The sequence below is a fragment of the Pseudoalteromonas sp. CO342X genome, assembly GCF_004208915.1.
Lineage (GTDB): Bacteria > Pseudomonadota > Gammaproteobacteria > Enterobacterales > Alteromonadaceae > Pseudoalteromonas > Pseudoalteromonas maricaloris.
The window spans coordinates 48,853-68,750 of the sequence record NZ_SGPH01000003.1; the positions used below are offsets into that span (position 1 = coordinate 48,853).

The window sequence follows — 19,898 nt, forward strand, 5'->3', positions numbered from 1 at the left end:
TCGTCTAATCTTGAATATTTCTCTCTTTTAGCTTTCTGGTCAACGTATTGCGTCCCCAACCTATCTTTAACGCCGCATCTTGTTTATGGCCATGGCAGGCATTGAGTGCGGATTTGATCAGCCGTGTTTCTAATTGTGCCTGTACATCGGGCCAAATATGGTCTTTTCCTTTACGTAACTCTGAGTCTAACCAAGTTTGGAATGCGTCCAGCCAATTGCCATGCTCTAAGGCGTCAATCTGTTGTGGTTTTTCTAGCTCTTCGGGAAGATCCGCAGGGGTGACAAGTTCGCCCGGCGCCATTACCGTTAACCAACGGCAGGTGTTTTCCAGTTGCCTAACGTTGCCAGGCCAATGATACGCCTGCATTTTTTGCAGAGCATGTTTGGAGATGATTTTTGGCTCGGCTTTTAGCTCCTTTGCGCTTTTTGCAAGAAAGTGATCGCACAGGGCGGCGATATCTTCAGGGCGTTCACGTAAGGCTGGTAGTTTTAACCTGACGACATTGAGGCGGTGAAACAAGTCTTCACGGAATTTACCTTGCTTGACCAGTGTCTCTAAGTCTTGATGGGTAGCCGCGACAATACGGACGTCGACTTTCACGCTGTTGTGGCCACCGACCCGATAAAACTCACCATCGGCGAGTACGCGCAATAGGCGAGTTTGTACGTCCAGTGGCATATCACCGATTTCATCTAAAAATAAGGTGCCACCGTCGGCTTGCTCAAAGCGGCCACGGCGCATGCTGTCAGCACCGGTAAAAGCGCCTTTTTCATGGCCGAACAACTCAGACTCGACGAGATCTTTGGGGATGGCGGCCATATTGAGCGCGATAAAAGAAGCGTCTTTGCGCGGGCTGTGATTGTGCAGCGCGCCTGCCACAAGCTCTTTACCCGTACCAGATTCGCCGTTAATCAATACACTCATGCTTGAAGCGGAAAGTTTACCGATGGCGCGGAACACTTCCTGCATCGCTGGGGCTTCACCAATAATGTCGGGGCTATTGGCTTTTTCACTGTGGCGCTTTTGCTTTTTAGTTTGCTGGCCTGCGCGAAATGCACGTTGCACAAGGGAAACGGCCTCGTTTAAGTCGAAAGGTTTGGCGAGGTATTCAAATGCCCCTTTTTTAAATGCGTTGACCGCAGAGTCTAAGTCCGAGTGCGCGGTCATAATGATCACCGGCAGGTTTGGGTAGAGCCCTGCAATTTTATCTAACAAGGCCATGCCATCGATACCTGGCATACGTACATCTGAGATCAGCACTGCGGGTTGCTCATATTCAAGCGCCGTCAATACATCTTGACCACTGGCGAAGCTCTCGGTTTCAAACTCAGCTCGCTTTAATGCCTTTTCTAAAACAAATCGGATTGAAGCGTCATCATCGACTAACCAAACTGATTTCATTGCACGTTTCCTGTTTCGGTGTTGTCAAAGGGAAGGTAGATACTGAACTCAGTGTGTCCTGGCCAACTATCGCATTCGATAAATCCTTGGTGTTGCTCTACCAAAGTTTGCGCGATAGAGAGCCCAAGTCCAGAGCCTCCTTCTTTATTCGTGATCATCGGAAAGAACAATGTCTCTTTTACCTCATCGGCGATCCCCGGACCGTTGTCGCTGATACGGATGAGCAATGCTTTTTTCAATAGTCGCTCACCATGATGAAGACGGTGTTTAATGCGCGTTGTGATGGTGATCGTACCGTCATGCTGTAGTGCTTGTTGAGCATTGCGCAGCATATTCAGCAGAACTTGCTGAATTTTGGCTTGATCTATCACGATAGCCGGAATACTGGGATCATAATCTTTTACCAAGGTGATATCGGCATCGCGCTCCAAGGTGGTTAACTTAATCACCGATTCTAACGCCTGATGGATATTACACGGCTCTTTTTGTGGTAACTGATTGGGTCCAAGCAACCTATCTACCAACTCGCGCAATCTATCTGCTTGCTCAATAATGAGTGTGGCACATTCTTCCCGTTCTTGTTGATCAGTTTCGTACTGCAATAATTGCGCCGCACCGCGGATCCCACCAAGTGGATTTTTTATTTCATGGGCAAGACCGCGAATGAGGTTTCGAGCTGCCTGAAATTGGTGCATTTGATTGGATGCTTGGTCATAACGCAGGGCATCATCAACACGGCGACATTCCACTAAAATATACGCCTTGTCTGCAAGGTAAACTCGTCTGGCATGCAGACTTAGTGTCGCAACACGATTATCTACAAATACCACGTCTACCCTGTGTTGCTGGCAGTCTACGCCATCTTGTAGCACGTATTTAGAGAGCCGTGGCAGGTCTATATGATGATGATTAAACACACTATCAATCGCCAGTCCAATAAGCCGTTTTGTGCTGAGTCCCAGCAGTTCACTACTGCTGTAATTGGCATAGTGGATCATTAAATTTTGATCGAGCACTAAAATCGCGGTTGAGAGAGATTGCCAAACTTTATCCAAGTCAATCGAGTTATGTTGATCCATATATGTTCACCGTGCACCAATGTGGTGCAATGAGAATAGCATAGCTTTGCATCCATTGAAGTAAATTATTACCTAAGCTCAGAAACTAGGGGTTTTCGAACTCGTATCCTAAACTTGTTATTAATAAAGCATGCCAACTTTAAGGTGCCGAGATTATTAATGCTTTGTGTCAAAAAATACATCTAGCTCGTGTTTGTGGGGGGAGCCTTTTTGTCACGTTCTGCATGAGCGGGTGTGACTTTCAAAGCGCTAACTATGTTACCGAACAGATTAACTGCTTTACTCCTCAAACCGCTAATTTACATCGGGTTACGAATGGCGAGAAAACTACCTTTACAGGTGTGATGCGGGTTGTTCAACCTAACTGGCGAGATAAATATTTATTGCGAACAAAGGCTGAAGTCTACTATCAAGTCCAGGTTGGTGAGCAAAGGTTGTGGATTGAACACAATGAAATGTCGAATTTGGCTTTCTCGATACCAGAGGAAATGAACATGGTATGTTTGCAACTACTGGTTGCAAGCCAGTGTAGGTAAGCAATATCGCTTTAATTATTTACGGTATTGCGGTGCAAAAAGAACTTATGAACATCACTTTGGGCGACTAACATACCTTTTTGATTAAACACTTTCATAACCACAGAATGCTCGCCGCGATCAATGCCACGCAAAGCAAACTGAGTATTGGTTTGCTTTGGCCCTGTGGCTGTTCCGTTGAGAAAGAGTTGCACGCTTAGTCCTTGGGTAAATCTAGGCTCAATGGTGCCTGTCACATATACGCTACCACTATTATCACGGATTGTTTGCTCATGCTCAGGAGAAGTGATTTTAGCTGTATATTGAATCGTTGGTGTCGTATCCGTTTGCTCGAGAATTTTAGTATCAACACTTGGCATGGTTAAGGCGCTGGCGTTGAGTTTGACTTCTTTCGAACCAGGCTGCGGGACATCCGAATAGACCCAATGACCGTTTTTGTCTTTCCAGCGATAGATTTTTGGATTGGACTCTGCTGCAGCATCAATGCTTGTTAGGGCTAGCGTCATGCTAACCGACATTATAAGAAACCACTGACGCACCACAAATCTCCAGAGCAAACTACTGTTCATACTGTAGTATAGAGCAGTTGGAATTGCGAGTTACAAATGAATAATTCCCATAATGACAACATAAAGACGAATTTCTTTAAGCTTTTGAATTGCATTAAAAAAGCCCGTAACAACGGGCTTGAGAACACATATGATTAAGAGTGCCAGAAACGCATAATGAGTTTTGGCTCTACAAGCTCAATACGGCAGTATTGAGCGTAGTAGTCGGTTAGCGATTAAACGCTGTAGTACATTTCGAACTCAACTGGGTGAGTTGTCATGTTTAATTTTTCAACTTCTTTCGACTTAAGTGTGATGTACGCATCGATTAGGTCGTCAGTGAATACGCCACCTTGAGTTAAGAACTCACGGTCAGCATCTAGAGAAGCAAGCGCTTCATCAAGTGATGCTGCAACAGTTGGGATTTCTGCTGCTTCTTCCGCTGGTAGGTCGTATAAATCTTTATCCATTGCATCACCAGGGTGGATCTTATTGCGGATACCGTCAAGACCAGCCATCAACTGAGCTGCGAAAGCTAGGTATGGGTTAGCTGCAGGATCTGGGAAGCGTACTTCGATACGACGACCTTTCTCTGATGGGATCACCGGGATACGGATTGATGCTGAGCGGTTACGTGCTGAATATGCAAGCATAACTGGCGCTTCAAACCCTGGTACTAGACGCTTATAAGAGTTTGTTGCTGGGTTAGTGAATGCATTGATTGCTTTAGCATGCTTAATGATACCACCAATGTAGTAAAGCGCTTCTTCAGATAGACCGCCGTACTTGTCGCCTGCGAAGATGTTTTTGCCGTCTTTAGCAAGTGATTGGTGGCAGTGCATGCCTGAACCGTTATCACCAACGATTGGCTTAGGCATAAAGGTTGCTGTCTTACCGTATAGGTGAGCCATGTTGTGGATAACGTACTTCATCTCTTGGATTTCGTCAGCTTTAGTCACCATAGTATTAAAGCGAGTCGCAATCTCATTTTGACCAGCAGTTGCTACTTCGTGATGGTGCGCTTCAACAACGTGGCCCATTTCTTCAAGTACTAAACAAGTAGCTGCACGCCAGTCATTAGACGAATCTACCGGTGCTACTGGGAAGTAACCACCTTTTACGCCAGGACGGTGACCTGTGTTGCCGCCTTCGTAGTGTTTGTCTGAGTTCCAAGATGCTTCTTCAGCGTCGATTTTGTACATAGAGCCAGACATGTCAGTTTTAAATTTAACATCGTCAAACAAGAAGAACTCTGGCTCTGGACCGAATAATACGGTGTCTGCAATACCCGTTGAACGCATGAACTCTTCAGCGCGTTTAGCTACTGAACGTGGGTCACGCTCGTAACCTTGGTGTGTGTTTGGCTCTACCACGTCACAACGAACGATAAGCGTTGTTTCTTCTGCGAATGGGTCTAGCTTTACACTTTCTGCATCAGGCATAAGTACCATGTCAGATTCGTTGATGCCTTTCCAACCAGCGATAGATGAGCCGTCAAACATTTTGCCGTCTTCAAAGAAGTCTTCATCGGCTTGATGATGTGGGATCGATACGTGTTGTTCTTTACCTTTTGTATCTGTGAAACGTAAATCAACAAACTTTACGTCGTGCTCTTTAATAAAATCTAAAACCGATTGTGACATGTGTCCTCCGACTCGTTGGGTTATTTTTTGCTGCAATGTACTGCAATTGCACACAGATAAGCTTGATCTGTGCCATATTTTTAAGTTTTTGATAAATAATGATTTTTAACTTTCAGGAAATTTAGGGATTAGCTTGTTGCACTAACTTGGTGCGTAAATGTTTCATTATGGTGCGCAATGTTGGTGCAAGCGATTCCCTGTGATAGCCGTTTTCGCTTAACTTAATGAGCATTGGTATAGTTTAAGAGTACAGATAAAGCAAAAACTACTTTTGGATCTGTGAAGTAAAAAGCCCAAAGTTACAGGGATCAAATTTGTCGACAGATGAAAATCCTCTTTTGGCGTTGAAACTCTTACATATATGGCGGGAATAACAAACCCTCTGCAAAAGCTTAAAAAGTAGTGCTAAAGCCACACTAGGTTGTTGATTTATGCGCGCACCAATAAGGATTATTGAAAAAAATGTTGGATAAACTTTCATCTGTCACATTAATAGTAGATAATACGCGACCTTTAATTCTCAATCGGGCAATCTCAACGCGCATTTTTGCGTAGATCGACTAGGATCACTGAGGGCCAACTTCACTGAGTAATAATATGAGCATCGAAAAGTTAAGAAATATCGCGATTATCGCGCACGTAGACCACGGTAAAACAACGCTTGTAGACAAGCTACTTGAGCAATCAGGTACACTACAGCAGCGCGGTGGTAATGAAGAGCGAGTGATGGACTCAAACGATCTTGAAAGAGAGCGTGGTATCACCATCCTTGCAAAAAATACCGCAATCAAGTGGAACGACTACCGTATCAATATCGTAGATACTCCGGGACACGCCGATTTCGGTGGTGAAGTAGAACGTGTTCTTTCGATGGCTGACTCAGTATTACTACTAGTTGATGCACAAGAAGGTCCGATGCCACAAACGCGTTTCGTAACGCAAAAGGCGTTTGCTCAGGGTCTTAAACCAATTGTTGTAATCAACAAAATTGACAAGCCGGGCGCTCGTCCTGATTGGGTAATGGATCAAGTTTTCGATCTATTTGATAACTTAGGTGCAACTGACGAACAGCTAGACTTTAAAGTGATCTACGCATCAGCAATCAACGGCTGGGCAACACTTGACCTAGATGAGCCGTCTGACAACATGGAACCAATGTTCCAAGCTATCGTAGACGAAGTTGAAGCGCCTAACGCGGATCCTGAAGGTCCGTTCCAGATGCAAATTTCTCAGCTTGATTACAACTCATATGTTGGTGTTATCGGTGTTGGCCGTGTCACACGTGGTTCAGTTAAACCTAACCAACAAGTGACTATCGTGGGTGCTGATGGTAAGACGCGTAACGGTAAAGTTGGCCAAGTACTGGGTTACTTAGGTCTTGACCGTCACGAAGTTGAGCTAGCAACGGCGGGTGATATCATTGCAATCACAGGTCTTGGTGAGCTGAAGATCTCTGACACTATCTGTTGTCAGAATAATGTTGAGGCATTACCGCCACTGTCAGTTGATGAACCAACAGTAACAATGACTTTCTCTGTAAACACGTCGCCATTCTCAGGCCAAGAAGGTAAATACGTAACTTCTCGTAATATCCTTGAGCGTCTAGAAGCTGAGCTTGTGCACAACGTTGCATTACGTGTTGAAGAAACGGATAACCCTGATAGCTTCCGTGTATCTGGTCGTGGTGAACTTCACTTAGGTATTCTTATCGAGAACATGCGTCGTGAAGGCTACGAGATTGCTGTATCTCGTCCAGAAGTAATCTTGCGCCATGTTGATGGTCAGCTAGAAGAACCGTACGAAACAGTAACAATTGACTGTCAAGACGAGCACCAAGGTTCTATCATGGAACAGCTTGGTTTGCGTAAAGCAGAAATGACTGACATGTCTCCAGACGGCAAAGGCCGTGTGCGTATGGACTTCATGATGCCTGCACGTGGTTTAATTGGTTTCCAAACTGAATTTATGACGTTAACGTCTGGTTCTGGTTTGATGTACCACACGTTCTCACATTACGGTCCACACAAAGGCGGTAACATCGGCCAGCGTAAGAACGGTGTACTAATCGCTAACGCAGCAGGTAAAGCGCTAACAAACGCACTATTTAACCTACAAGAGCGTGGTCGCCTATTTATCGGTCACGGTGTTGAAGTGTACGAAGGTATGGTTATTGGTATTCACAGCCGTGATAACGACCTAACGGTAAACGCGCTTAAAGGTAAGCAGTTAACCAACGTACGTGCATCTGGTACTGATGAAGCACAAAACCTTGTGCCACCTGTTGTTATGTCTTTAGAGCAAGCGCTTGAGTTCATCGATGACGACGAGCTTGTAGAAGTAACGCCTGAAAGCATCCGTATTCGTAAGAAATTATTGACTGAAAGCGAGCGTAAACGCGCTAGCCGCCAAGCTAAATAATAGTTGACCTGGACTTGAGATAACAACTTATCTTGAAGACAGGTTACTTAGAATACAAAAAACGCCGCAATTTTTGCGGCGTTTTTTTGTGCTCCATTTGCTAACTCTAAAATAAGCCGTACTCTTCCGTTTCTTCTGGCTCATAATTTTGTAAATGTTCAGGGCGGAAAATGGCGCTAGGGTCAATCAATACGCTGTGGCGTTTTCCCATCTTGACCAAGCCTTTCATCAATTTTTTGGTTTGCGCATCTATTTCAAAACCAATACTGGTCATTTCCTGCAGTGATTTAATATCGCTTTCATCACAGTGAACGTTATCTTCTACTTTATCGACAAGCAAACCGATATGCGGACTTTGGCCATCTTGAGTGGTAAAGACGATAATAGGTTTATGGTCGAGCATGATCTGATCACGAGCGGATTCAAATAATCGCATGAGTTTATTAAAAGTGGTGCTCTTTTCGCGAGCGAGAGTATCTATAGCCTCTTGTTTGTGTCCCTGTGCACACATCACTAATAGTTTATCTGCTAATGAATGTAGTTTTGCATGCGGTTCTTCGAAGCGTTTTAGAAGCGCTTTGAGGTCGTCATTTTCAGTTTTGAAGCCGTAATACCACTGCCCGAAAGCACATTGTTTTGGATCTTTGGCTTTAGTGAAGGGGACATCGTTAAAAATGCTTGCTTCGAGTGCGACAAGCCATTCTTTATGATCTTGCTCTCGCTGCTTTAGCATGCTGACCAATTCTTGATTGGTTTCGTAGGACGAGCGCTTGTTCAATATGATCCCTAAATCAAAAATAGGGGTCGGTACGCCCATGTAATCTTTGACACCCAAAAAGCTGGGGTTGTCATTGGGTAAATCCGTTAAATTTTCTTCGTAGCGTTCAGTTAATAGAATATCGAGGATTTGCAGTGATATTGTTTTTTTCCCGACGCGAAAGTTAATTAAATCCATGTCAGCCTCGCATATGGTCAGTATCAACTAAGCATAGAACATTATTGGAAAAAGGAGCGGTAAACTGGCAATTTCTTTTGCGCTGGCTGGAGCATAAATACCTCTCGAATAACGGAGTTATGCTCCAACTCCTGTTGTAATGCGTTTAGCAGACAATCGCTATCAATGGGCAGCTCACATTGCTGGATAGCAGTCGTCAATAAGTAGGCATTGAGATAGCCCTCAAAAACCTGTTCGTTATGGGAAAGTGTGGTATTGCGAACTGCCTCGCGAAAAGTATCACAAAGCTTGCCCTTGCAAATCGCAGGGTCGGGTACAACTTCGGTGACTAAAACTTTGGGTTTGCCTTTGAGTCTGGCAAACAGCTCATTTGAGGAAGCAAATGAAACCGTTGCGTATTGTGTTTCAAGGCCAACCTCCATCGCACGATTAATAAACTTAGACAGTGGCGTGTAAGTGCCTACCATCGCGAAGCCTTCTATTTTATACTGCTGTGCTTGTTCAAGGGCTCGTTCAATATCATCGGTATTACGTCTAAAACGCGTTACCACAACGGGTTTTAATCCATGTTCCGCAAGCGCTCTGGTTAGGCTTTTTTCTACGGTTAGACCAAATTCATCGGCTTGAATGAGTAAACCCACCCGCTTTAGCTTTTGTTCATCGATAAAGTAGCGGATGATATCTTGTGCTTCTTTATTGTAGCTAGTGCGAAGATTGAAGACGTTAAATGTATGTGGTTCTTGAAGAAACTCAGCGCCAGTATATGGCATAAGAAAGGGAACCTTAGAGTGCTCTAAAATCGGCTTTATGGCATAAGATGTGGGGGTGCCCATTACGCCAAACAATGCATCGACCTTATTTTCGTATACCAGCTTACGAGCATTGGTTACGGTTTTGTGTGGCTCATAACCATCATCCAATACCTGCAACTCAATCGCAGCTGCACCATTCGCTTTGTGCTGATTATAAAAGTTAAAGTGTAGTTCGGCACCCGCTTTCAGTTGTTGACCGATCTCTTTTGCGGGCCCTGAAAGGGCAGTAGACATGCCAATTTTCACCACAGATTGAGCGGATACTGTAAAATTCAGTACAGCAGAAGCAAAAACGAATAGTAAAAACTTAACACCGAAAATACTCATATACTTGCTGCACTGTCTCTCTTAGCGTTGTGGTGAGGGCCTTTTTACCAGATAACCCAAGCAAATTAAGTACGACTTGGGTCGAATGTTGCTGTAATATTAGACGAATTACTAATGCTTTGGAAACTTTAGTTAAGTTTTTAAGTAATCGAGGATCGGTTGTGATCAGCTGCCATATAAAAGGACATACTTGTTGCTCAACCGGATTGCTGTTACGTAAATAGTGCAAATAATCCAGCTGCTCATTAGTTATATGTTCAAAGGGTAAGGTCGCTAATAGCGCACTCACCACCTCAGTATCTAGCTGTTGATAGTGCGAGCGTAACTGATAGAAAAAAGTTTGTTTGAATACTCGAGTATAGGTGTTGCCTATGTCGCCTCGGACTTTTTTGAACATCAAAAGCGCATACTCACCACTGGCCTTATCTTGCTTAAACCCCAATTTCATTGGCTGATAGTGACGTTGTGACCAAAACGAAAGCAATGGCGCTGTAAGGCCAAAACTGGTTCCTATGTAACTGATATCTTCTGGTAATGTGGTTTCAAAGAACGCCAGTAGGCGGCGGCCAATCCCTTGCTGTTGTACATCTGGGTGCACGGCTATTCTAACGATCCTTACGCTTTTTTCGGTGACAAACTGGCTATCACCAAAGCTTGTTGTTAGCTGCTGCGCCATGAGATGGCCTGCGGGTCTTCGCTTTCCTGCTAGAATATCTTCTGCGAGATCTGAAGCGAGTCCGCCTTCGATGACAGCAAGGCAAATTCCTACTAGCTTGTTATTGCAAAATGCACCTCGTAAATGCAGATCGGGTGCATCTAACAATTGCCTTAAATCATCCACGCTGGTTTGATAATGCGCTAATACGAGCAGTGAAAAAACTTGCTCAAGTAACGAGTTATTTTCTATCAACTCACTCTGGGAAATAGCACGCATTGTGGTTGATGAAGTGAGTATGGGTGATGTTGCTTTACACTCGAGTACAAATAAATCCCTGATCTGCTGCTCCAGTGGATCATTCGATGCGTAACGAATAGGAGTCGATAAGGTGAAATCAAGATAACTTGGGTAATGTGATTCTAAGTAGCGTTTAAACCGTAAGGTGTAGCCTCTACCATTACCTTCATAACCAACTAAGGTGCTGGAAAAAATGCAGCGAAAGCCAAGTTGAGCGACTTGTATTAAAAATGGAACTGGCAGGGCGGCTGCCTCATCCACCAAAATAACCGTATTGCTATCAAGTGCAGAGGCTTGTTGTAGTAACGCATCTGGTGCCACATAGCTGAGATTAGCCAGCTTCTTCGTTTTTACATCAACCTCGGTATTGAGTGCTTGAGCAAGCATGCTAAAGCAACTATGCAGAGCATGAAGGTGACGGCTACAAATAACAAATTGTTGCGTAGGATGCTTTGATGCCAAGAAGCCTAATAGCGCACTCTTTCCCCTGCCTCTGTCAGCGCTTAGTAATACAGGTGTTTGCTGGTTTTCCAATGCTGTGGAGAGTTGTGTCAGTACGTTTTGTTGCTCCTCAATACCACAAACCGCTGAACTTGCAGCAAGATACGCTAAGGGCAGTTGAACCCCAAAGTGCTCACTGATATGCCAAGGAGGTTGTTGCTGCCAGAGTTGTTGCCACCTTTTTAAAAAGTAGCTATGTTTGGGCGTTTGTCCCTCTGAGCACCAGCGGGTAATTGCAGGGTCTAGCCAGTGGTCGAGTTCATCTACCTCGGGAAGTAACAACAGCAGTAAGCCGCCTGCCTTTACCGTGCCCGCAGCAGCTGCGATTTTGTTAGGCACAATACCGCTAAAGCCATCGTAGACTAGATTGCTAAACTCTTGTCCGAGTATTTGGTGTAAATGCTCGGGCCAAACGGCATTTTCTAATGTCTTACTGCTACTTAGAATAAGTTTATCGTTTGAGTTTGCTAGTAGCTGCTGACACTGCGCGTAACACCAAGCTTGGCTGCCCGTGATAAGCAAGAGTTGCCGATGGCGGGCATCGGCAAGTTGAGAACGTAATAGCGGCAGATTAGAGTGCTTGAAGTCTTGCATAGGCGGTAACTAACCACTTACTACCAACATCATCAAAGCTAACTTGGATGCGTGATTGAGCTCCAGCTCCTTCATAGTTAAGCACTGTGCCTGCACCAAATTTGGCATGGAGGACACGCTGGCCTAAATTAAAGCCGCTATCTTCAAAGGTCGCGTGACTGATTGATGGGCTGAATCGACCCGAGTTAGCCGGACGAGAAATTTGCGTTTTAATCCGAATTTCTTCCATGCAGTCTTCAGGAATTTCACGTAAGAACCTTGAAGGGCTGTGATGTTTTTCTTGACCATACAAGCGGCGACTTTCTGCGTGGCTAATGTAAAGCTTATCCATGGCACGCGTCATACCGACGTAGCACAAACGGCGCTCTTCTTCCAAGCGGCCCGATTCTTCATTACTTTGTTGCGATGGGAACATGCCTTCTTCGACCCCAACCATAAACACCAATGGGAACTCGAGACCTTTGGCCGAGTGCAGCGTCATCATTTGTACCGCATCTTCGTGCTCGTCAGCCTGTCCTTCGCCTGCCTCCAAAGAGGTATAGGCTAAAAAGCCTTGTAATGGTGAAGTAAAATCTTCATCGATAGGCAGCTCATACTGACCACAAGCACTGATCAATTCTTCCAAGTTTTCCACCCGAGCGCGGCCTTTTTCGCCTTTTTCAGCTTGATACATTGCCATGAGACCCGACTGTTCAATGGCTGTCTGCGCTTGTTGTGCCAGTTCAAGCTCGGCAATTTTTTCGTCGAGCTGTTCGACTAATTCAATAAATTTCGTCACCGCCGTAGCAGCTCTTCCTGCTAAATGCTTTTGCGCAAGCACGGCTTTGGCTGCATCCCAAAGTGAGAGTGATTCGTGACGTGCACAATCGCGAATATGACTTAACGTTTTATCACCTATACCACGGGCAGGCGTGTTTATCACACGCTCAAATGCCGCATCGTCATTACGATTACTAATAATGCGCAGGTAGGATAAGGCATCTTTAATCTCTTGACGCTCGAAAAAGCGCATACCGCCATAAATACGGTATTTTAGCCCTTCTTGAAGTAAGGCTTCTTCTAACACCCGGGACTGTGCGTTGTTTCTGTAGAGTACGGCGCTGTCGCTGAGCGCATTGCCAGCCTGTAACCAAGATTTAATTTTGCCAACCACAAAGCGTGCTTCATCAAGTTCATTAAAAGCGGCGTAAATTGAGATCGGCTCGCCTTGGTTACCGTCGGTCCAGAGACTTTTACCCATTCGCTCAGCGTTGTTTTCAATGAGCGCATTGGATGCTTTTAGAATGGTTGCAGTAGAACGATAATTTTGTTCAAGTCGGATCGTTTCGGCGTTAAAGTCGTCCAGAAAACGTTTGATGTTTTCTATTTTTGCACCACGCCAGCCGTAAATACTCTGGTCGTCATCCCCTACGATCATGATATTGTTGTCACTACCTGCAAGCAGGCGTAGCCACAAATATTGAATGCTGTTGGTATCTTGGAACTCGTCCACTAGCATATGGCGGAAGCGTTGCTGATAGTGACGTAGCAAGGTAGGTTGTTGCTGTAATAGCTCATAACAGCGCAATAGGATCTCGGCAAAATCAACAAGGCCGGCTCTATCACAGGCATCTTGGTATGCACTATACACGTTTAACATCAGCTGTTCGTTGACATCGTATGCTTGAATATCTTTGGGTCTTAATCCTTCGTCTTTACGCGCGCTGATGTACCAGCTTAACTGCTTAGGTGGCCACTTTTTCTCATCGATATTCATGGCTTTGAGCAAACGGCGGATCATTCGTTGCTGATCATCGCTATCTAGAATTTGAAATGATTCTGGTAATTTAGCTTCACGGTGATGGGCGCGTAACATGCGGTGGGCTAGGCCGTGGAAAGTACCTATCCACATGCCACCAACAGGGCCATTGAGCGTCGCTTCAACACGAGCACGCATTTCTTTGGCTGCCTTATTGGTAAAGGTTACCGCGAAAATACTAAATGCAGAGGCGTGCTCAACTTGCATAAGCCAAGCAATACGATGAACCAGTACTCGTGTTTTACCTGACCCCGCACCTGCGAGCACTAACATGTTTTGCAGAGGTGCGGCGACTGCATCGCGCTGTTTGTCGTTGAGGCCGTCGAGTAATTCTGATACGTCCATTGCTTTGCCTATTTGCTCAAATGATGGCAAGTATACCGAGTCGTTGCCATAAATCCCAGCATATCGCAAAGCAAACCTAACCGAGTAAAGGTAACATTATGATTTATAAAGAAACATAAACTGGTTTTTTATACAGTGTTTATATTTATTTTTGCAAAACGTCCTTCAACCGATTTTGTACCTCTGTTACCAATAAATCGGGTTGGAATTTTGATAGAAACGCATTACAACCCACTTTTTCGACCATGGCATGATTAAAGCTGCCACTGAGTGAGGTATTGAGAATGACATAAAGGTCTTTCAGGCGACTGTCATTGCGAATTTCATAGGTGAGTCGATAACCATCCATAACTGGCATTTCTGCATCGGTGATCACTGCAAGTAATTCTTTTTGTACGTCGATACCTTCGTCGGCCCAGTGCTTTAACACATTGAGCGCTTCTTGGCCGTCAGTTGCTGGGATGATTTCTATGCCTAATTGTGCCAAGGTATCGGCAACTTGACGACGAGCGGTCGGCGAGTCATCGGCATGTAAAATTTTGCGGCCATGAAACTCGTTGATGATATCTTTATCTAGAATGTCTTGCGGGATCTCAACTTTGTATTCAACGATTTCGGCAAGAACTTTTTCTACATCGATAATTTCAACGATGTGCTCAACGCCGTCACGTTTGATTTTAGTCAGTGCGGTGAGGTAGTGATTGCGGCCAACAGACTTAGGGGTTGGCATAATATCGGACCACGTAGTATTGACGATTTGGTCAACTTTACCAACTAAGAAGGCCTGCACTGAGCGGTTGTATTCTGTGATCACTAGATTGCAGTCTTTGTCTCGGTCGCATGGCGGCATGCATATCGCTTGTCGTAAATCGATAACCGGAATAGACTCGCCACGAATATTGGTTACGCCACATACTTTAGGGTGTGCATTGGGCATTTTATTGAGATGAGGGAGCTTAACAACTTCTTTTACCTTGAAGACGTTGAGCGCAAAAAAGTGGCGGCTATGAAGATGAAACAATAGCAACTCAAGGCGGTTTTCACCCACCAGTTGTGTGCGTTGATCTACTGAGGCCAATACGCCAGCCATGTTAACCCCTCATTACTTCTTGTAACCTTTTCTAAGACTATATCAAAGAAGTCGATATGTCGTGTTGTTTTTTGGCTAAAATCTGCAGTAAGGTAGCAGTATGTATTTGATAGGGAAGCAATATGCCTATAATTTTTAAGCGATTAGTTGTTTTGATGCGGGCTCATGTGGATAAGGCCAGCTGGCAACTGTTATTTATGGCAACGCTCATTCATATGTCGGTGACTTGGGGGTTGCTATGGCTCAGCAATGAATCGGCATTATTACCACTGAGCACGTTCTTTTATTACTACGTAGTGACGACTTCAACAGTTGGCTACGGAGACTTTAGTGCAACAACGGATTTTGGTCGTTTAGTCGTTGCCACTATACAGATCCCATTTGGCCTTGCGCTATTTGGTGTGTTATTGGGAAAAGCTGGACAATTTGTGACGTATTGGGTGAGAAGAGGCATGACAGGGGAAAAAGACTTTGCACATTTGCAAAACCACATCGTAATTTTTGGTTGGCATGATGTGAGAACGAAAAAAATGGTGGACTACATTTTAGGTGACAATAAACGCGAAGATAGAAAAATCGTATTGGCCGTCACCGAGGCCATGGAGCATCCGCTGTTGAGCTATCCAGAAGTCGCATTTGCGCGGTTAACCAGCTTTACTGATGACGAACAGTTAAGTCGGATTAACATCGAGCGGGCTGACAAAATCATCATTGATGGCGATGATGATAACCAGACATTTACCACCGCGCTAAAGCTTAGCCGGGTAGTAAAACCCGAAGCACATATTAGCGCGCACTTCTTGGACGATAGCAAAGCACTGCTTTTAAGAGAGCATTGTAAAAATGTTGAATGCTCAGCATCTATGTCTGCGGAAATCTTAGTGCGCGCCATGCAAGACCCAGGCTCAAGCCGAGTACAAGAGGAATTGCTGTCGACGCTGCACGGCGATACGCAATTCAGCTTAGCCTTACCTGCAGAGGTAAGCTGTTTAACCTTTGGTGATATTTTTGGTTATTTTAAACAGCATCATGATGCGACGTTGCTCGGTGTTGCGCACGATATAAATGCGCTAGACATGGATCTAAACCCACCTTTGGATTACAACATCACAGGAGGAGATATTTTGCACTATATTGCACCACAGCGAGTGCTTGCATCAGAGGTTGACTGGTCATCACTATGTTCGAAGAACTCTTCTTGATGATTGCTGTTGTGTGCGCTTACTTACTTCCTGTCGCTTTAGTTGCAGGAAGCAAGCGCAGCAAAGGGCATGAAAAAAACGGCTGGCTGATAGGAACGCTACTATTTTCTTGGGTCGCTTTACTGCTATATATCAGCATAGTGCCTAAACACGGGCGACAAAAAGGCAAAGCAAAACGTTAGCTTTGCCCCGACATCTCTAAAATAACCTGCCACTCAGGTTCGATGATGGGCATGATGGATAACCGTCCCCCTTTTTTTAAAGCCAGCTCGGTGAGCGCAGTGTTGGCCTTTATCGCCTGCAGGGTCACCGGGCGTAGGTGCTGCTCGTATGCTAGAGTGACGCCTACCCAGCGAGGGTTATCGGTGCTTGATTTGGCATCATAATAATCACTGCTTAAGTCAAATTGGTGTGGATCTGGCTCTGCTGCTTTCACCACTTTGGCAATACCGACAACCGCAGGCACTTTACAGCTTGAGTGGTAAATAAACACTGAGTCACCTACCTTAACCTCGTCGCGCAGGAAGTTTCTTGCCTGATAATTACGAACTCCCTCCCAAAAAGTTTGCTGCTCAGGCGCGTTTTTTAAGTCATCAATGGAAAATGCATCGGGTTCTGTTTTAAACAGCCAATAAGCCATATGGGTTAGTCCAATAGTTTGAGTTATGATGTATTATACTCATTTGAGCAATATACTTGGTTTGCTACCAGCCCGAGTCTTACTTGGATTTGGTAAAAGTATTATCTCATTATAACGACTATCGCCAGTTCTACTAGACGTTCGGAGTGCAACATGAGTCAAGTGTTACAAAATCTGTTGGATTTACTCAGCCTTGAAGAAATTGAGCAAGGGATATATCGAGGTCAAAGCCAAGACCTTGGTTTTCCTCAAGTGTTTGGAGGTCAGGTGATGGGGCAGGCGTTGTCCGCAGCAAAATACACCTTACCAGAAGGGCGCTTTGTTAACTCGCTGCACTCTTACTTTTTGCGTCCTGGTGATGCGAGCAAACCTATTGTCTACGATGTCGAAAACATTCGTGATGGTCGCAGTTTTAGCACTCGTAGGATCAGTGCCATTCAATATGGTAAGCCGATATTTTACATGACTGCCTCTTTCCAAGGGGATGAGCCCGGCGTTTCTCATCAATCTTTGATGCCGGATGTGCCAGAGCCTGAAACATTAAAATCATCACTCCACTTTTATCAAGAGCATGCGGACCTCATTCCAGAATCACTTCGAGCGAAATTTACGCAAGAAATGCCGCTGGATATGCGCCCTGTAAACTTTCAAAATCCATTTAAACCTAAAAAACAGGACCCGGTGAGAAATGTTTGGTTTAAAGCCAATGGTGAGATGCCGGACGACAGAAGGATCCACAACTATTTGCTGGCTTATGCCTCAGATTTTGAATTTTTACCAACAGCACTACAACCACATGGTTTGTCGTTTATGCAGCCAAATATGCAAGTTGCGACAATAGACCATGCGATGTGGTTCCATCGTCCGTTTAGAATGGATGAATGGATTTTATATAGCGTTGATAGTCCGAGCGCGTCTAATGGCCGAGGCCTAGTACGTGGCCAATTTTTTAACCGCCAAGGTGAGTTAGTTGCGTCGACTATTCAAGAAGGCGTGATGCGCCAACGCTAATTTGTTGGAAAGTGTATGGCGCTTTTTAACAGTAATCTTGCTTGGTGCTTTGTGCAGCACTAAGCAAAGTATAAACTTATAAAATTATAAGCCATTGCTTGCAGAGGGTTTTCCTGTTTATTGATGGCCGTTCCTAAAGTCGTCTGCACTACTTTTTCCGGTGCTGTACTCGGTTTGATTTTGCACTATCTTTAAAATTCCATCTAGATGTAGCGTTATTGCATTTTTCCCAAACAAAAATTAACACTAAAGTCAGCTAAATTTATCTACATTGTTATTAACAAAACGAATCGTCGCGTCACAGACAGACACATATGACTCTAGGAGAATGATAATGAATAAACCGCTCGCCACTGTAATTGCATTGACGTTTGTCGGATTAACCGCGGGTTGCGCAACGGAAGCATCAAGAACGGTAGAAGCACCAAAAGTGGCCTCATATAATCAGGCTTACAATGGGCCAAAAAGTCAGTTAGCGGTTGGTAAATTGCAAAACCGTTCAGCTTTTCACAATGGGGTGTTTAGTTCAGGACCGGACCGCTTGGGCTCTCAGGCTAAAACTATTCTGACCACCCATTTACAGCAGAGTAATCGCTTTATTGTTTTAGATAGAGAAAACATGACAGAGATAGCCCAAGAAGCTGGATTTGCTGGTGCAAAACAAAGTATTAAGGGTGCTAACTTTGTGATCACGGGAGATGTTTCTGAGTTTGGTCGAAAAGAAGTAGGTGATAAACAATTATTCGGTATTCTAGGTAAAGGAAAATCGCAAATTGCTTACGCTAAGGTAAATCTGAATATCGTTGATGTGACTAGTTCAGAAGTCGTGTACTCGGTGCAAGGTGCTGGAGAATACAGCTTATCTAATCGCGAAGTGGTTGGTTTTGGTGGCACTGCAGGGTATGACTCAACGCTAAACGGCAAGGTACTGGATTTAGCTATTCGCGAGGCTGTCAATAACTTGGTTAGCGGCATCGAGAAAGGCGATTGGAAGCCTTTATAGGCAATCCCACAGCTAATCTAAACCTCAGGTAAATTATGAAGCAAACGATATTTGTGGCGACTTTACTATTGATATTGTCTGGGTGTCAGAGTACGACACCACAATATTATTACGGTTCTTACGAACGTAACCTCTATGAGTTCTTTCGAGGTGATGGGCAGTCGCTTGAGCAGCAGATCAGTCAGTTAGAGTCAAGCATTGCGCGCGCCGAAGTAAAGCAGATAAGTCCAGCACCAGGCATGTATGCGCACCTCGGTTACTTATATTTGATGCAAGGGGATGACAGCAAAGGGTTTGCGTATTTTGAACAGGAAAAACAACTGTATCCTGAGTCCAGGCAATATATCGACTTTTTACTAAAAAATGCACAGGGAGAATAAGATGAAATGGATTAAAGCGAGCTTGGTGCTTTTGACTTTAGCCTTATTGAATGGCTGTGCGACAGCACCTAAACAGGATTATAGTGCCTTTATCCAAAGCGATCCTAAGTCGATACTGGTGTTACCGCCTATCAATAATTCCAATGAAATTGTTGCACCTTTTGGGGTTATGGCGACGGTTGTAAAGCCACTTGCAGACTCTGGCTATTATGTTTTTCCAGTATCTTTGGTCAATGAGACTTTTAAAAATAACGGCTTAACTGTGGCTCAGGATGTTCACAATGTTGCGATAGACAAGCTCTATGAAATCTTTGCTGCCGACGCTGCTTTATACATAGAGGTTCAAGATTATGGTACGTCATACGTTGTATTAGATAGTGATACTACAGTCGCACTATCGGCAAGGTTGGTTGATTTAAAAACTGGCCAAGTAATTTGGCGTGGTAAGTCAAAAGCGTCAAGTAGTGAAGACAGAGATGACCGTGATAACAGTTTGGCTGGCGCATTGATTGGCGCGGTACTAAATCAGGTGATTGAAAGCACTTCAGATAAAGGATTTGAAGTTTCACAGAAAGCATCACAGAGATTATTATCAGCGGACTCAAGCAATGGTTTGCTTTATGGCGTGCGCTCACCTAAGTATGGGCAGCCGAAGTGAG

The 19,898-nt window shown here is 44.5% G+C and carries 17 protein-coding genes; 7 read left to right on the forward strand and 10 right to left on the reverse strand.

The window, feature by feature from the left end; genetic code table 11:
- Positions 1-4: 4 nt before the first annotated feature.
- The 4 genes from ntrC to glnA form a co-directional block, all read right to left on the reverse strand.
- The gene (ntrC, locus tag EXT47_RS00605) at positions 5-1,402 is read right to left on the reverse strand and encodes a nitrogen regulation protein NR(I) (RefSeq protein ID WP_099031482.1); all 1,398 of its coding nucleotides are present in this window, start codon (positions 1,400-1,402) and stop codon (positions 5-7) included.
- Entirely contained in the window at positions 1,399-2,481 is a 1,083-nt protein-coding gene (glnL, locus tag EXT47_RS00610; RefSeq protein WP_130125714.1) for a nitrogen regulation protein NR(II), read from the reverse strand. The genes ntrC and glnL overlap by 4 nt, the downstream gene beginning before the upstream one ends.
- Positions 2,482-3,028: 547 nt before the next feature.
- Positions 3,029-3,535 carry a DUF4124 domain-containing protein gene (locus tag EXT47_RS00620; protein WP_130125716.1) on the reverse strand — a complete coding sequence of 169 codons (507 nt, stop codon included), beginning with the start codon at positions 3,533-3,535 and terminating at the stop codon, positions 3,029-3,031.
- 266 nt (positions 3,536-3,801) lie between these two features.
- Positions 3,802-5,208: a glutamate--ammonia ligase gene (gene glnA, locus EXT47_RS00625; RefSeq protein ID WP_039494745.1), complete on the reverse strand. Its 1,407-nt coding sequence runs from the start codon at positions 5,206-5,208 to the stop codon at positions 3,802-3,804.
- A 597-nt stretch (positions 5,209-5,805) separates the two neighbouring features.
- Here glnA and typA point away from each other — a divergent pair.
- Positions 5,806-7,626 (forward strand): translational GTPase TypA, encoded by a 1,821-nt coding sequence (typA, locus tag EXT47_RS00630; RefSeq protein WP_010374470.1) that lies wholly within the window; start codon positions 5,806-5,808, stop codon positions 7,624-7,626.
- Positions 7,627-7,732: 106 nt separating this feature from the next.
- Here the strand turns inward: typA and EXT47_RS00635 are convergent, their stop codons facing one another.
- The 5 genes from EXT47_RS00635 to EXT47_RS00655 form a co-directional block, all read right to left on the reverse strand.
- Complete coding sequence (locus EXT47_RS00635) at positions 7,733-8,581, reverse strand: CZB domain-containing protein (RefSeq protein ID WP_039494743.1); 849 nt, start codon at positions 8,579-8,581, stop codon at positions 7,733-7,735.
- 41 nt (positions 8,582-8,622) lie between these two features.
- The gene (locus EXT47_RS00640; protein WP_039494740.1) at positions 8,623-9,720 is read right to left on the reverse strand and encodes an ABC transporter substrate-binding protein; all 1,098 of its coding nucleotides are present in this window, start codon (positions 9,718-9,720) and stop codon (positions 8,623-8,625) included.
- Positions 9,701-11,770: a GNAT family N-acetyltransferase gene (locus tag EXT47_RS00645; RefSeq protein WP_039494738.1), complete on the reverse strand. Its 2,070-nt coding sequence runs from the start codon at positions 11,768-11,770 to the stop codon at positions 9,701-9,703. The genes EXT47_RS00640 and EXT47_RS00645 overlap by 20 nt, the downstream gene beginning before the upstream one ends.
- The gene (gene uvrD / locus EXT47_RS00650) at positions 11,748-13,913 is read right to left on the reverse strand and encodes a DNA helicase II (protein ID WP_039494735.1); all 2,166 of its coding nucleotides are present in this window, start codon (positions 13,911-13,913) and stop codon (positions 11,748-11,750) included. The genes EXT47_RS00645 and uvrD overlap by 23 nt, the downstream gene beginning before the upstream one ends.
- Before the next feature lie 145 nt (positions 13,914-14,058).
- The gene (locus tag EXT47_RS00655; protein ID WP_039494733.1) at positions 14,059-15,003 is read right to left on the reverse strand and encodes a chemotaxis protein CheV; all 945 of its coding nucleotides are present in this window, start codon (positions 15,001-15,003) and stop codon (positions 14,059-14,061) included.
- A gap of 122 nt (positions 15,004-15,125) precedes the next feature.
- Between EXT47_RS00655 and EXT47_RS00660 the strand changes: the two genes are divergently transcribed.
- Both EXT47_RS00660 and EXT47_RS00665 read left to right on the forward strand, forming a co-directional pair.
- The gene (locus EXT47_RS00660) at positions 15,126-16,205 is read left to right on the forward strand and encodes a potassium channel family protein (protein ID WP_130125717.1); all 1,080 of its coding nucleotides are present in this window, start codon (positions 15,126-15,128) and stop codon (positions 16,203-16,205) included.
- The gene (locus EXT47_RS00665) at positions 16,205-16,387 is read left to right on the forward strand and encodes a hypothetical protein (RefSeq protein WP_010374482.1); all 183 of its coding nucleotides are present in this window, start codon (positions 16,205-16,207) and stop codon (positions 16,385-16,387) included. Before EXT47_RS00660 ends, EXT47_RS00665 begins: the two co-directional genes overlap by 1 nt.
- On the opposite strand, the gene EXT47_RS00670 is transcribed toward EXT47_RS00665, so the two are convergent.
- The gene (locus tag EXT47_RS00670) at positions 16,384-16,845 is read right to left on the reverse strand and encodes an EVE domain-containing protein (RefSeq protein WP_130125718.1); all 462 of its coding nucleotides are present in this window, start codon (positions 16,843-16,845) and stop codon (positions 16,384-16,386) included. The genes EXT47_RS00665 and EXT47_RS00670 overlap by 4 nt on opposite strands.
- A 153-nt stretch (positions 16,846-16,998) precedes the next feature.
- On the opposite strand from EXT47_RS00670, the gene tesB reads away from it, so the two are divergent.
- The 4 genes from tesB to EXT47_RS00690 all read left to right on the forward strand — a co-directional run bounded on the left by tesB (position 16,999) and on the right by EXT47_RS00690 (position 19,897).
- Positions 16,999-17,856 carry an acyl-CoA thioesterase II gene (gene tesB / locus EXT47_RS00675; protein WP_045989393.1) on the forward strand — a complete coding sequence of 286 codons (858 nt, stop codon included), beginning with the start codon at positions 16,999-17,001 and terminating at the stop codon, positions 17,854-17,856.
- 334 nt (positions 17,857-18,190) lie between these two features.
- Complete coding sequence (locus EXT47_RS00680; protein WP_010374486.1) at positions 18,191-18,859, forward strand: CsgG/HfaB family protein; 669 nt, start codon at positions 18,191-18,193, stop codon at positions 18,857-18,859.
- Positions 18,860-18,894: 35 nt separating this feature from the next.
- Positions 18,895-19,239 (forward strand): DUF4810 domain-containing protein, encoded by a 345-nt coding sequence (locus tag EXT47_RS00685; protein ID WP_017219344.1) that lies wholly within the window; start codon positions 18,895-18,897, stop codon positions 19,237-19,239.
- A 1-nt stretch (position 19,240) separates the two neighbouring features.
- The gene (locus tag EXT47_RS00690; RefSeq protein ID WP_130125719.1) at positions 19,241-19,897 is read left to right on the forward strand and encodes a DUF799 domain-containing protein; all 657 of its coding nucleotides are present in this window, start codon (positions 19,241-19,243) and stop codon (positions 19,895-19,897) included.
- Position 19,898 lies beyond the last annotated feature (1 nt).

What these genes read in the sequence shown, in the direction of transcription:
- ntrC (WP_099031482.1), bottom strand. Translation starts at nt 1,402, where the DNA reads ATGAAATCAGTTTGGTTAGTCGATGATGACGCTTCAATCCGATTTGTT.
- glnL (WP_130125714.1), bottom strand. Translation starts at nt 2,481, where the DNA reads ATGGATCAACATAACTCGATTGACTTGGATAAAGTTTGGCAATCTCTC.
- EXT47_RS00620 (WP_130125716.1), bottom strand. Translation starts at nt 3,535, where the DNA reads ATGTCGGTTAGCATGACGCTAGCCCTAACAAGCATTGATGCTGCAGCA.
- glnA (WP_039494745.1), bottom strand. Translation starts at nt 5,208, where the DNA reads ATGTCACAATCGGTTTTAGATTTTATTAAAGAGCACGACGTAAAGTTT.
- typA (WP_010374470.1), top strand. Translation starts at nt 5,806, where the DNA reads ATGAGCATCGAAAAGTTAAGAAATATCGCGATTATCGCGCACGTAGAC.
- EXT47_RS00635 (WP_039494743.1), bottom strand. Translation starts at nt 8,581, where the DNA reads ATGGATTTAATTAACTTTCGCGTCGGGAAAAAAACAATATCACTGCAA.
- EXT47_RS00640 (WP_039494740.1), bottom strand. Translation starts at nt 9,720, where the DNA reads ATGAGTATTTTCGGTGTTAAGTTTTTACTATTCGTTTTTGCTTCTGCT.
- EXT47_RS00645 (WP_039494738.1), bottom strand. Translation starts at nt 11,770, where the DNA reads ATGCAAGACTTCAAGCACTCTAATCTGCCGCTATTACGTTCTCAACTT.
- uvrD (WP_039494735.1), bottom strand. Translation starts at nt 13,913, where the DNA reads ATGGACGTATCAGAATTACTCGACGGCCTCAACGACAAACAGCGCGAT.
- EXT47_RS00655 (WP_039494733.1), bottom strand. Translation starts at nt 15,003, where the DNA reads ATGGCTGGCGTATTGGCCTCAGTAGATCAACGCACACAACTGGTGGGT.
- EXT47_RS00660 (WP_130125717.1), top strand. Translation starts at nt 15,126, where the DNA reads ATGCCTATAATTTTTAAGCGATTAGTTGTTTTGATGCGGGCTCATGTG.
- EXT47_RS00665 (WP_010374482.1), top strand. Translation starts at nt 16,205, where the DNA reads ATGATTGCTGTTGTGTGCGCTTACTTACTTCCTGTCGCTTTAGTTGCA.
- EXT47_RS00670 (WP_130125718.1), bottom strand. Translation starts at nt 16,845, where the DNA reads ATGGCTTATTGGCTGTTTAAAACAGAACCCGATGCATTTTCCATTGAT.
- tesB (WP_045989393.1), top strand. Translation starts at nt 16,999, where the DNA reads ATGAGTCAAGTGTTACAAAATCTGTTGGATTTACTCAGCCTTGAAGAA.
- EXT47_RS00680 (WP_010374486.1), top strand. Translation starts at nt 18,191, where the DNA reads ATGAATAAACCGCTCGCCACTGTAATTGCATTGACGTTTGTCGGATTA.
- EXT47_RS00685 (WP_017219344.1), top strand. Translation starts at nt 18,895, where the DNA reads ATGAAGCAAACGATATTTGTGGCGACTTTACTATTGATATTGTCTGGG.
- EXT47_RS00690 (WP_130125719.1), top strand. Translation starts at nt 19,241, where the DNA reads ATGAAATGGATTAAAGCGAGCTTGGTGCTTTTGACTTTAGCCTTATTG.